Annotated in this window: 11 protein-coding genes; 3 read left to right on the top strand and 8 right to left on the bottom strand. The window is 69.2% G+C overall.

Annotated features, from left to right (window positions below):
• Positions 1–40: 40 nt before the first annotated feature.
• Positions 41–952 carry a LysR substrate-binding domain-containing protein gene (locus PG878_RS02355; RefSeq protein WP_209032639.1) on the top strand — a complete coding sequence of 304 codons (912 nt, stop codon included), beginning with the start codon at positions 41–43 and terminating at the stop codon, positions 950–952.
• 340 nt (positions 953–1,292) lie between these two features.
• Here the strand turns inward: PG878_RS02355 and PG878_RS02350 are convergent, their stop codons facing one another.
• The 6 genes from PG878_RS02350 to speA form a co-directional block, all read right to left on the bottom strand.
• Positions 1,293–1,973, bottom strand: a complete 681-nt coding sequence (locus PG878_RS02350) for a carboxypeptidase-like regulatory domain-containing protein (RefSeq protein ID WP_209032640.1) — start codon at positions 1,971–1,973, stop codon at positions 1,293–1,295.
• A 92-nt stretch (positions 1,974–2,065) separates the two neighbouring features.
• Complete coding sequence (locus tag PG878_RS02345; protein ID WP_209032641.1) at positions 2,066–3,181, bottom strand: acyltransferase family protein; 1,116 nt, start codon at positions 3,179–3,181, stop codon at positions 2,066–2,068.
• Positions 3,182–3,292: 111 nt separating this feature from the next.
• Positions 3,293–4,042, bottom strand: coding sequence for a LytR/AlgR family response regulator transcription factor (locus tag PG878_RS02340; RefSeq protein WP_209032642.1), 750 nt, complete (start codon positions 4,040–4,042; stop codon positions 3,293–3,295).
• A complete protein-coding gene (locus tag PG878_RS02335) occupies positions 4,039–5,118 on the bottom strand; it encodes a sensor histidine kinase (protein WP_209032643.1) in 1,080 nt (359 codons plus the stop codon). Before PG878_RS02335 ends, PG878_RS02340 begins: the two co-directional genes overlap by 4 nt.
• On the bottom strand, positions 5,115–5,762 hold the full coding sequence (locus tag PG878_RS02330) for a Cif family virulence factor (RefSeq protein ID WP_209032644.1): 648 nt from the start codon (positions 5,760–5,762) through the stop codon (positions 5,115–5,117). The genes PG878_RS02335 and PG878_RS02330 overlap by 4 nt, the downstream gene beginning before the upstream one ends.
• 9 nt (positions 5,763–5,771) lie before the next feature.
• A complete protein-coding gene (speA, locus tag PG878_RS02325) occupies positions 5,772–7,661 on the bottom strand; it encodes an arginine decarboxylase (protein WP_209032645.1) in 1,890 nt (629 codons plus the stop codon).
• Positions 7,662–7,962: 301 nt separating this feature from the next.
• Between speA and speE the strand changes: the two genes are divergently transcribed.
• Together speE and PG878_RS02315 are read left to right on the top strand one after the other, a co-directional pair.
• Positions 7,963–8,814, top strand: coding sequence for a polyamine aminopropyltransferase (speE, locus tag PG878_RS02320; RefSeq protein ID WP_209032646.1), 852 nt, complete (start codon positions 7,963–7,965; stop codon positions 8,812–8,814).
• 256 nt (positions 8,815–9,070) lie between these two features.
• A complete protein-coding gene (locus tag PG878_RS02315) occupies positions 9,071–9,808 on the top strand; it encodes a hypothetical protein (RefSeq protein ID WP_209032647.1) in 738 nt (245 codons plus the stop codon).
• Between the two features lie 63 nt (positions 9,809–9,871).
• Here PG878_RS02315 and PG878_RS02310 read toward each other — a convergent pair whose 3' ends face one another.
• Positions 9,872–10,795, bottom strand: coding sequence for an IS110 family transposase (locus PG878_RS02310; RefSeq protein WP_311185984.1), 924 nt, complete (start codon positions 10,793–10,795; stop codon positions 9,872–9,874).
• Positions 10,796–11,103: 308 nt separating this feature from the next.
• Positions 11,104–11,442 (bottom strand): P-II family nitrogen regulator, encoded by a 339-nt coding sequence (locus PG878_RS02305; RefSeq protein ID WP_010341856.1) that lies wholly within the window; start codon positions 11,440–11,442, stop codon positions 11,104–11,106.
• Positions 11,443–11,524 lie beyond the last annotated feature (82 nt).

Raw genomic sequence — 11,524 nt, 5'->3', positions numbered from 1 at the left:
AAAATATCGAAACGACCATCCGAAAAATCAGGATCGACCGATGCGCCCCATCACCTTCGACCTCGACGCGCTGCGCAGCTTCGTCACCGGCGTGGAGTTGGGCAGTTTCGCCAAGGCGGCCGACCGCCGCGGGCGCTCCACCTCGGCGATCAGCGCACAGCTGAAGAAACTGGAGGAGCAGGCCGGGCAGCCGGTGCTGCGCCGCCAGGGCCGCGGCCTGGCCCTGACCGAGGCCGGCGAAGCCTTGCTGGGCTATGCGCGGCGGCTGCTCGAGCTCAACGACGAGGCGGTCGTGGCGCTGCAGGACACGGCGCTGCAGGGCTGGGTGCGGCTGGGGCTGCAGGAGGACTTCGGCGAGCACATGCTGCCGGACGTCCTCGGGCGCTTCGCCCGCGCCCACCCGCAGGTGCGGATCGAAGCGCGCATCGCCCGCCACCAGGAACTGCTGGCGCGGGTGGAGGCCGGGCAGCTGGATCTGGCCTTGGCCTGGGACTCCGGCGCGGCCTCGGCGCATCGGCAGGCGCAAGCGGCGTGGCCGCTGCGCTGGATCGCCGCAGGCGACAGAAGCAGCCTGTCCACGACGGCCACCTGGAGCGGCGACGCGCCGCTGCCGCTGGTGATGCTGGAAGCACCGTGTCTGCTGCGTACGGCCGCGACCACCGCCTTGGACCGCGCCGGCATCCCGTGGCGGATCGCCTTCACCAGCGCCAGCCTCGGCGGGGTGTGGGCGGCGGTCCGCGCTGGATTGGGCATCACCCTGCGCACCCCGGCCGGCGTGCCGGCCGGACTGACCCTGCTGGCGCCCGGCGCCGGCGGCCTGCCGACGCTGCCGGCGCTGGGGCTGGCCCTGCACCGCGCGGTCGCCACGCCGCCGCCGGCGGTGACGCGGCTGGCGGAGATCGTGCAACAGCGCTTGCACGAGGCACGCGTAGCGTATGGCGATCCGGAATGAGATCGCCACGTGCGGCGCCACATACGACCGGCCCACACGCCAAGCGCGTTCCGACAGGGCGATCCAGGCCACCAGCGGCACGCCAGCGAGCGCTGCAGACGGTTCGCACAGACGCAGGAAAAACCGTCGGGCGACAAAGACCGAACGGCGCTCCGCCGCCCCGGGTCGCTTAGCCTATCAAGGTCTCGAACCTAGGCTGCCGGCGAAAACCTGTGGATGGTCATTCCCGCCGGACAATGCCGAGACCTGACGTCCACTCCTGCCAGCCCGCACCCGGCGATATAGGCGCCGCCAAGGCAAAACACCGATCACGTCCCGGAACCGGCGCTGCGCATGCCGATCACAGGTTGGTCTTGCATGGCAGCATTTTGCTCCACAACCCCCCACCGCCATTGAGCATGCCGGCGCCTCCAGAAAGTGCGGTCTTGACCTTGCTGCCATCGGTCTTGATTTCCACTTCCTTGAAGAGCTCGTCGGCGCGCGCAACCGTGTAATCCTGACGCTCGTAATGATCCACCTGCATGGAATCGCCGTAGCTGCTGCCCGCATACACATCGCGTGACTTGGCCTGATCGAACTGGAACTGCAGGGCCAGAATGTAACGACCGGGCAGCATGTCGGTGAACTGGAACGCGCCCTTGGCATCGGTCTCCGTCTCCACACGCGCGTTGTAAGCCTGGTCGGACATCTTTACCGCTTCCTTACTGGGGTCGGCCTTCTTGCGCATGGCGACCCACTGCTCGTAGTAGGGCGTCGCCGGAAACAGCATGACCTTGCGGTTGTTGGCCAGAAACACGCGGTTGTCGTGATAGGCGCAGGCCACGCCGGTGATAGTCGCATGACCCTTGGCCAAAGCGGCCTCTGCGGCTTGCTTGTCAAACGGCTGGCTCGGCATGACCTCACGGATCTTCGGCGTGTTGTCCACGGTCGGTGAGGTGCGCACCTGCGCGGCGCCCTGGCCGGCGGCGGCCAGTCCGCAGCTCAGCAACAGGACCCAGCCACGGCGTGTGATCGTCGGCATTGCATTCCCCCTATTCGTCCCTGAAGGCGCGCACGCTAGCACGATCCGTTGCGGCGCCATAGAGGTGTGCCGCCCGGGCCGGCCAGCACCCCTTAGCCACGCGCGGCCGCCGCGGCCGGCGCGCTGCGCTGCTCGCGCAGGCGCAGGAACAGCCGCTCCACCGCGTAGTGCAGGACAGCCGCGAACAGCAGCGCCATTCCGGCGTAGACGGCGAAGGCGAGCGGTCCGCGCCCGTCCAGCAGCGCACCGAACCACACCTGGGTCAGATGGAACGCGGCCTTGTGGCTCAGGTACAGGCTGTAGGACACCGCGGCCAGCCAGGCCGCACCCGGCACCCGGCAACGCCCGAGCCATCCCTGCGTGGAGGCGCCGGCGCAGACCAGCAGCGCCAGCCCCAACGACAGCACCGGCCAGCCGATCGCGTTGCCGAGCAGGCCGGTGCGGTCGCGGAACAGCCACATCGCCAGCGCGCAGACCGCGATGCCCCCAAGCGCCACGGCGGTGGCGTGGCGCTGCAGCCGCTGCCAGTGCTGCGGCCGGAAGGTCTTCAGCACCGCCAGCACCACGCCGGCCAGCAGGCCGTCCAGACGGTTCCAGGTCGGGTAGTAGAGATCCTCGATGAACCAGTTGCGCTGCACCCCGGCGCCGACCCGATCCAGCGCGCTGTCGTGCAGCCAGATGGCGCTGCGCAGGGCGATGCCGGCCAGCACCACGGCCACGCACAGCGCCACGAACCGCGGCGCCGACGGCCGCCGCAGCATCCACGTCGCCAGCAGCGGGAACACCAGGTAGAAGTGCTCTTCCACGCACAGCGACCAGGCATGCGAGAACGCCTGCTGGCTGGCGTAGTCGATGCCCAGGTTGAGGGTGAAGCTGGCGAACAGCCACCACGGTGCGATCCCCGGCGCTTCGCGAAAGCCGGGCCAGGCCAGGTACAACGCCAGCACCACCACGTACGCCGGCAGGATGCGGTAGGCGCGGCGGCGGTAGAACTCGCCGTAGCGCAGCGGCTCGCCGCGGGCCAGCGGCGCCAGCACCTGGCCGCCGATCAAAAAGCCGCTGAGCACGAAGAACAGATCCACGCCCATCCAGCCGTAACGCGAGAGCCAGTCCCAGTCCGGACCCAGTCCACCGACCACGAAGGAATGGAACAGCATCACCCAGACGATGGCGATGGCGCGCAGCAGGTCGAGGCCGGGATAGCGCATGCGCAGGAGGATCGGGCTGGACGTCGGGAGGGCATGATGCGCCGGACCGTCGCCCCACGCGAGCACCGCGCGCCCAGCCGTGCAGGGGCTGCGGTCGTCGGCGCTGGGCCGCTACTGGCCGGTACCGCGCAGGTGCGCGCGAAGCGCATCCACGTAGCCGCGGCTTGCCCGGACCAGCGTGCCGCCGTGCAGGCGCAGGAGGGCGTCGCGGTTGGAAAGCGCGCGCAGTTCGGCCACCGCCTCCAGGCGCACGATCGAGGAGCGGTGCACGCGTAGGAACAGCGCCGGGTCCAGTTGCTCCTGCATGCGCGCCAGCGTCTGACGCAGCAGGTGGCTGCCGGTGCGGGTATGCAGCGCGACATAGTCGCCCTCGGCCTGCAGCCATTGCAGTTCCTCGACCCGCACCAGGCGTGTGCAGCGCCCGACCCGGACCTCGAAGCAGCGTGCCCAGGCCGGGGCGGGAGCGAACCAAGCATCCTTTCCGGACGGCGGCGCCAGCGCGCGCAGCCGCTGACGGGCGCGCCGCAACGCCGCATCCAGGCGCGCGTCGTCCAGGGGCTTGAGCAGGTAATCGACGACATCCAGCGCGAAGGCCTCCACCGCGTAGTGCGCATGCGCGGTGAATAGGATCGCCAGCGGCGGCCGCTCGCCAGCCAGGCTGCGCAACAGGTCCAGGCCGGACATGCCCGGCATCTGCACGTCCAGCAACACCAGATCGGCTGGATGCCGCGACAGCCCTTGCGCCGCGGCCGCGGGGTCGGCGTAGTCGCCCACCACCTGCAGGTCTGCATGCGCGGCCAGCCGTGCCGCCAGGCCGCGCCGCGCGAGCGGCTCGTCGTCGATGATCGCCACGCGGATCACGCGCCGGCTCCGGCCGCGCGACGAAACGGCAGTTCCATCGCCACCGCATAGGTTCCATCGCCGGCGATGCCCGCGGCGAACGTGGCCTGGCCGGGATACAGCGTCGCCAGGCGCTCGGCGACGTTGTGCTGACCCATCCGCTGGCCAGCGCGGTAGCGCGTGCCCACTGCCGCCACGTCGTTGACCACCTGCAGGCACAGACGTTCGCCGCGCCGCTGTGCCGAGATGCGCAGCAGCCCAGGATCGCTGCGCAAGGCGATGCCATGACGGATGGCGTTCTCGGCCAGCGGCTGCAGCAGCAGGAAAGGCACCTGCGCGTCCAGCGTGCCCGGGCCTATCTGCCAATGCACGCGCAGCCGAGCATCCAGGCGCAGCTGCTCGATCGCCAGATAGGTTTCGGTCAGCGCCAGCTCCTCTGCCAACGCGACTTCGTGCGAGGGGGTTTCCAGGATCGCGCGCAGCAATTGGGCGAGTTGCACGATCATGCTGCGTGCCTGCTCGCTCCGTCCTTCGCCGACCAGGGTGGAAATGCCGTTGAGCGTATTGAACAGAAAGTGCGGCTGCAGCTGATAGCGCAACGCGCGCAGTTCGGCCTGACGTGCGAGCAGCACCGCCGCATGGCGCCGCTGCCGCTCGTCGCGCAGCGACAACGCATGCGCCAGCGCGGCGTGCGCCGTGCAGTAGGCGATCAAAGCGAGCCAACATCCGTCCAGTCCGGACACCAGGTTCGCCCAATGGAACCGCTCGCCGGCCGACCATCCCATCCGCGCGGCCAGCAACGCGCCGAGCCCGTTGTTGACCACGGCCATCGCGTAGGTGGCCAGCAGCAGCACCGAAGCGGTCGCCAGCGGCCCGGCGCGGCGGCGCCACAGCCAGCGCTGCAGCAGCACCAGGCACGGCAACCACAGCGCACAGGCCAGGAAATAGAAGGTGCGCATCGCCAGCGCGTGGCTGGGCGATGCCAGCGCCGGCGCGCCCATCACCAGCAGGCAGATCGCCACCGGTATGCCGGCCACCAGAGCCAGGCGCCATTCCGGCGCCTGCACGGGCTCGGCAGGCGGCGGCGACAACTTCATCGACACGCCGGCGCCGTCCCCGGCAGGGGTGGCAACCGCACCGACCAGACCACCGAGGCGATCCGCCAGCCGGCCTCGGTGCGCAGCAGCTGCCAGGACTCGCTGCCGGCGTTGGTCGCCGCACCGTCGACGCAGTAGCTATAGCGGAAGAACACAGTGGCCACGTCGCCATCGCTGAGGATCTGCAGGCCGGCGACCGGTTCATCGACCGCCCCGCCTGCGCGGACGATGCCATCGATCATCGCCCCGGGCGAATCGCCGTCCATCTGAGGCACTTTCTCCAGCGCCCGCCGTTGGCGCAGGCGGCGCAGGCTCTCGTCTGCGTACACCTGACGCCAGGTAACCGCATCAGGCAGGAACAGCGCGCGGAACCCATCCGCGTCGCGCGTGCGAATCGCCTGGCCGAAAGCCTGTACGACCTGCGCGATGGCGTGGCTGTCTGTAGAGGCGTCTGCGGTGGCAGCAGCCATGGCGGAAGGGCAAGCCCCGAACAGGACGGACAGCGGCAAGAAGCGGCGGCGCATGGTATCGATCCGAACAACATGTTCGCCATTCATGCCCCAGCCCGCCGCGGCCCGCCAGTGTGCCGGCGCGGGCTCGCGATAGGCCGTGCAGTCGGCGCGGCGGACCGCCATCGCGGCCATCGCGCGCGCTCAGCCCAGCGGTTCGTCGGACAGGTAGGTGTAGCCGGTCAGGCCGGCCTCGAGCGCGTCGGCCAGCTCCGTCGCCTGCGCGGCCGGCAACTGCGCGGCGGCCACGCGCTCGGCGTAGGCGGCGCGCAGGTCGTCCAGGCGGTAGCCGACGTAGTCCAGCATCACGTCGGTGGTGTCGCCGCGGCGTTGCTGGGCGATGCGGTAGCCGTCGCCGTCCACCGCCACTTCCACCGCGTCCGTGTCGCCGAACAGGTTGTGGATGTCGCCGAGGATTTCCTGGTAGGCGCCGACCAGGAAGAAGCCGATGCGGTAGCTCTCGCCCGGACGCAGCGCGTGCAGCGGCAGCGAGCTGTCCAGGCTTTCGTTCTCGACGTAGGTCTTGACCATGCCGTCGGAATCGCAGGTCATGTCGCAGACCACGCCGCGCCGCGCCGGCGCCTCGTTCAGGCGCTCGATCGGCACGATCGGGAACACCTGGTCGATCGCCCACACGTCGGGAATCGATTCGAACACGCTGAAGTTGACGAAGTACTTGTCGACCAGCCGCTCGTTGAGTTCGTCCAGCACCGGACGGTGGCTCTTTTCCTCATGGCTCAGCCGCGCGCGCACGCCGTGGGCGATGGCGTAGAACAGGTCGTCGATGCGCGCGCGATGGGTCAGGTCGATCTGGCCCAGGGCGTAGCCGCTGAGGCCTTCGGCGTGGAAATGCTGCGCCTCCTGGAACAGTTCCACCGCCGGGCGCTGGTCCAGTTCGGCATGAATCTCGCGCAGGTGGCGGATCGCCGCCGGTTCGTCGTCGTGCGCATCCGGCACGCGGCCTTCCGGCGCCTGCTCCACCTCGGACACGTTGGCGATCAGCACCGCGTGGTGCGCGGTCATCGCGCGCCCGCACTCGGTGACGATGCGCGGCGGCGGCAGGCCGTGCTCCTCGCAGGCGCTGGCCAGCGGCTGCACGATGTTGCTGGCGTAGGAATGCAGGCCGTAGTTGATCGAGCAGTAGCTGCGCGAGCGGGTGCCTTCGTAGTCGATGCCCAGGCCGCCGCCGACGTCGACGTGACTGATCTTCGCGCCCAGCTTGGACAGCTCGACGAAGTAGCGGGTGGCTTCGCGCATGCCGTTGGCGATGTCGCGCACGTTGGAGATCTGCGAGCCCATGTGGAAGTGCAGCAGGTTCAGCGCGTCGGCGTACTCGGTGTCGCGCAGGGTCTTCCACAGGTCCAGCACCTGCCGCGGCGACAGCCCGAACTTGGCCTTGTCGCCGCCGCTGTTCTGCCACTTGCCCGCGCCCAGCGAGGCCAGGCGCATGCGCACGCCCAGGCCCGGCTTCACGTCCAGCGCGCGCGCCTCCTCCAGCACCAGCTTCAGCTCCGACGGCTTCTCGATGACGATGAAGGTCTGCAGCCCCAGCTTGCGCCCAATCAGCGCCAGGCGGATGTACTCGCGGTCCTTATAGCCGTTGCACACGATCAGCCCGCCCGGCCGCGACAGCGCCAGCACCGCCATCAGCTCCGGCTTGCTGCCGGCCTCCAGGCCGAAGCCCTCGCCCTGGTGGCTGGCCAGGGTGCCGGCCACGCCGCGGTGCTGGTTGACCTTGATCGGGTACACCGCGGTGTAGCCACCGGTGTAGTCCCAATCGGCCTGGGCCTGGGCGAAGGCGGCCTGCAGCTTGCCCAGGCGCTCGCCGAGGATGTCGGGGAAGCGCACCAGCATCGGCAGCTTGGCCCCGGCCGCGCGTGCGGCGTCCACCACCTCCGGCAGCGCGATCGCCACGCCGTCGGCGCCCTGCGGCCGCACCACCACCCGGCCGGCCGCGTCCACGTCGAAGTACCCGTCGGCCCAGTGCGGGATCGAGTAGGTCTTGCGGGCTTGGTCGAGGGACCAATCGCTCATCGTGGCGGCTCGGCTGACGGAAAAAGGGCGTGGATTGTAACCCCTGCTACGCGTGGGGTCCGTTACAATCCGCGCCGTTCCGACGCCCTCGGCTCCTGGCGGAGCCGGGCCGGGTGCGCGGGTGCATGATGCGGGCTGGATGCGCAGAGCTGTGTCCGCCACTCATCCGGAGAGGATGCGGTAACGGCCTCGCGTGGCTCAGCTGCGCGAGGCTGCGCCCGACCCTCATCCGGCGTTTCGCGCCAGCTTCTCCCGGCGGGAGAAGGATTCGCCGCTTCTTTTTGCTTTCCTAGGACATTCCATGAGCGCCAACGACAACTGGTACATCGAACACTTCCAGCCCACCGGCTCGGCCATCGGCTATCGCATCACCGGCAAGCTGGACGAGGTGCAGTCGCCGTTCCAGAAGATCGAGATCTACGACACCACCGACTGGGGCAAGCTGATGGTGATCGACGGCGCGGTGATGCTGACCACGCGCGACAACTTCTTCTACCACGAGATGATCAGCCACCCGGCGCTGTTCACCCACGCCGCGCCCAAGCGCGTGGTGATCATCGGCGGCGGCGACTGCGGCACCCTGCGCGAAGTGCTCAAGCACCCGGGCGTGGAAAGCGCCACCCAGTGCGACATCGACGAGCAGGTCACGCGCATGGCCGAGAAGTATTTCCCGGAGCTGTGCGAGTCCAACAACGACCCGCGCGCCGAGTTGCTGTTCGACGACGGCGTGGCCTACATGGCCAACTGCCCGGCCGGCAGCGTGGACATCGTCATCGTCGACTCCACCGACCCGGTCGGCCCGGCCGAAGGCCTGTTCAACAAGGCCTTCTACGAGAGCTGCTTCAAGGCGCTGAAGGACGACGGCATCCTGGTGCAGCAGTCCGAATCGCCGCTGGCGCTGCTGGACCTGATCAAGGAAATGCGCGCGGAAATGGGCAAGGCCGGCTTCGCCAGCTTCCACACCGTGCCGTTCCCGCAGCCGTGCTACCCGACCGGCTGGTGGAGCGTGACCATGGCGCGCAAGCAGGGCGGCTTCGACTTCCGCCAGAACGACGCCGCGGCCAAGCCGTTCGCCACCCGCTACTACAGCGCGCATCTGCATACCGGCACCCAGGTGCTGCCGCCGTTCGTGGCCGAGGCACTGGGCGGCTAAGGCGCCGTCCTCCGTCGGCATCGGCGCGCACCTGACATGCGCCGATGCCGCGGATCGCCGGCGCTGTCGGATCCTTGGCAAGGCCTGCCCCAACGCGGGCGTATCCGTATCGACGGGCGCGTTGCATGGCACATGGCATCGCAGCCGGCTGCCACGATCGCGCGCTGCACAGCCGCCAACGCCAACGATGCCGCACGCCATGGCCCGCGCGTGCGACGATGCGCCGGCCTCCATCGCACCACACCGCGAGCCTCCCATGCGCTCCCAGACGACCTCGCCGTGGACCCTGTGCGCGCTGGCCGCGATCGGCTTCGTGGTCGCCTGCGTCGCCCACGAAGCGGTGGGCCATGGCCTGGCCTGCCTGGGCAGCGGCGGCACCGTGCGCTGGCTCACCTCGGTGTACTTCCGCTGCCAGCCTGGGCGCCCCTTCGTCGATGCCGCCGGGCCGCTGGCGAATCTGTGCGTGGCCGCAATCTGCATTTTGGCGGCACACCGCCGTCGCGCGGACATGCCGCGCCTGGCGCTCGCGCTGATCGCCGCCTTCAACGGAATGTGGGGCGCCGGCTACCTGCTGTTCTCCGCGGTCACCGATGACGGCGACCTCGCTTTCGTCCTGCGCGATCTCGCCCTGCAGCCGGCCTGGGCCTGGCGGCTCGGGATGGGACTGGCCGGCGCCTGGCTGTATCTGCAGGTGCTGCGCGCCATCGCCCCGTGGCTGCCGAAAGGCAGGCCAATGCTGGTGGCCTACGCCACTGCCGGCGCGGTGGCCTGCGTGAGCGTGCTGTTGCATGCCGGGCCGGTGCTGCCGGCATTGCGCGAGGCGGCGCAGGAAGGCCTGTTGGCGCCGATCGGCCTGGTGGTCATCGCGCTGTCGCACCGGTCGCGCGCGCCGCTGCCGCTACCGCTACCGTCCAGCCGCGCCACGGTCGTCATGGCGGTGCTGGTGGTGGCGACGTTCTGGCTCACCCTCGGCCGTGGCTACGGCGGCGTCTGAGTCGGCGTCTGGCGCAGAGTGGCGGCACATCCGGCTGCCCGCCATGCCTGTAGGAGTCAACTGTCATGCACCTGCGATGGCAGGAGGAGCGTACGGGGCCTGATCGCGCGCGATGGCGTTGAGCCAGCGCAGGAACTTGTGCATGCAGGCGACGATGGCGACCTTGGCCGGTTTGCCGCCTGCGCGCATGCGCGCGTAAGTGTTGGCCAAGGGGGATTCGGCGCGGATGCTGGCCCAGGTGGCCATGTACAGCACGCGCCGCACGTCGGCACGTCCGCCTTTGATGCGGCGTTGGCCTTTCCAGCAGCCGCTGTCGTGATTGAACGGGGCCAGCCCGACCAGGGCAGCGAGCTTGCGTGGCGGCAGCGTGCCCAGCTCTGGCAACCGCGCGGCCAGAACCGCGCGCAGGATCGTGCCGAGCCCAGGCACCTTAGGGAGGCTCGAGCAGGTCTTGCCCTGCTGCCCGATCTCCTGCGTCAACGTCTGGATCTGCTGGTTCAGCAGGGCGATCACCTCTCGGCAGTGGCGTTGCACCTCAGGGCGGGTGATGTGCTCCAGGCGCCGCCGATGGGCATCGCGCTGGCCCACCAGGGTGGCACGCAGGTCCAGCAGTTCGCGAAGAGACTGCTGGTGCCCGGGCACCACGGGCGTGGGGGTGGTCGGGATGTGCTGGGCGGCGATGGCCAGCAGGCGCGCGTCCAGGACATCGGTTTTGGCATGCAGGCCCAAGGCCTGGGCTAGCTTGCGCGGACGATCAGCGGCCATCCGCACTGCCGGCAGGTCCGCCTCTCGGAGCACCTGCAGCACGGCATGTTCGTAGCCGCCACTGGCTTCCAGCACGATCCGCTCGCAGCCCAGCTCGGCCAGGCGTTGGGCCAGCGCACGCTGCCCCTGTGGCGTATTGGCTTGGGTCCAGGTCTGCTCGTCCGGCAGGACATGAATGACCAGTTCGGCCTTGGATACATCGATCCCGACATAGCGTCGCATAGACGTTCTCCGCAGTAGACTCAGGCACGAGAGCACTCCTGCCGACGCCCATGCTTGTGGAGTTCGAGCTCGCGACTCGGGCAACTGTTCGGGCTGATGAGGCAGGAGATACGGGGTGCGGCGGCGCTGACTCCTACTCGTGCTTGCTGGCACTGCGGCTAAACGGCCTGCCGCACTCCGCTCTCACCTGCAACGATAGACCCTCATTTGACACAAGCGGCTTCAGCCGCGACAGGTTTTATCGGGAACGCCCATCGCCGCCGAAGCGACACCATCCATGCCACGCCGCTGCAGGCGCGGTGACCGCGTTACAGCGCGTCCGCGTCCAGTTCGCCGGTGCGGATCCGCACCACCGTGCCCAGGTCGTAGACGAACACCTTGCCGTCGCCGATCTTGCCGGTGGCGGCGGCCTTGACGATGGCCTCGACCACGCGCTCGACCTGGTCCTCGCTGACCGCCACTTCCAGCTTCACCTTCGGCAGGAAATCGACCACGTACTCGGCACCGCGGTACAGCTCGGTGTGGCCCTTCTGCCGGCCGAAGCCCTTGACCTCGGTGACGGTGATGCCGGCCACGCCCTGCGCGGCGAGCGCTTCGCGCACGTCGTCGAGCTTGAACGGCTTGATCACGGCCATGATCATCTTCATGCGGCGTTCTCCAATCACAATGGCCTCAGGATAGCGCGGTTGCGCGATTCCCGGCCGTCGGGTTCAATGGCCGCGCGCCCCC

The organism is Xanthomonas hawaiiensis (assembly GCF_031834635.1).
Taxonomy (GTDB): domain Bacteria; phylum Pseudomonadota; class Gammaproteobacteria; order Xanthomonadales; family Xanthomonadaceae; genus Xanthomonas_A; species Xanthomonas_A sacchari.
Note: the sequence above shows the minus strand (reverse complement) of the source record. Positions and strands in the feature narration are given on the sequence as shown.

Bases quoted from the DNA above. Each gene is read 5' to 3' on its own strand.
- PG878_RS02305 (WP_010341856.1), bottom strand. From the start codon at position 11,442: ATGAAGATGATCATGGCCGTGATCAAGCCGTTCAAGCTCGACGACGTG.
- PG878_RS02315 (WP_209032647.1), top strand. From the start codon at position 9,071: ATGCGCTCCCAGACGACCTCGCCGTGGACCCTGTGCGCGCTGGCCGCG.
- speA (WP_209032645.1), bottom strand. From the start codon at position 7,661: ATGAGCGATTGGTCCCTCGACCAAGCCCGCAAGACCTACTCGATCCCG.
- speE (WP_209032646.1), top strand. From the start codon at position 7,963: ATGAGCGCCAACGACAACTGGTACATCGAACACTTCCAGCCCACCGGC.
- PG878_RS02350 (WP_209032640.1), bottom strand. From the start codon at position 1,973: ATGCCGACGATCACACGCCGTGGCTGGGTCCTGTTGCTGAGCTGCGGA.
- PG878_RS02330 (WP_209032644.1), bottom strand. From the start codon at position 5,762: ATGGCCGCGATGGCGGTCCGCCGCGCCGACTGCACGGCCTATCGCGAG.
- PG878_RS02355 (WP_209032639.1), top strand. From the start codon at position 41: ATGCGCCCCATCACCTTCGACCTCGACGCGCTGCGCAGCTTCGTCACC.
- PG878_RS02345 (WP_209032641.1), bottom strand. From the start codon at position 3,181: ATGCGCTATCCCGGCCTCGACCTGCTGCGCGCCATCGCCATCGTCTGG.
- PG878_RS02335 (WP_209032643.1), bottom strand. From the start codon at position 5,118: ATGAAGTTGTCGCCGCCGCCTGCCGAGCCCGTGCAGGCGCCGGAATGG.
- PG878_RS02310 (WP_311185984.1), bottom strand. From the start codon at position 10,795: ATGCGACGCTATGTCGGGATCGATGTATCCAAGGCCGAACTGGTCATT.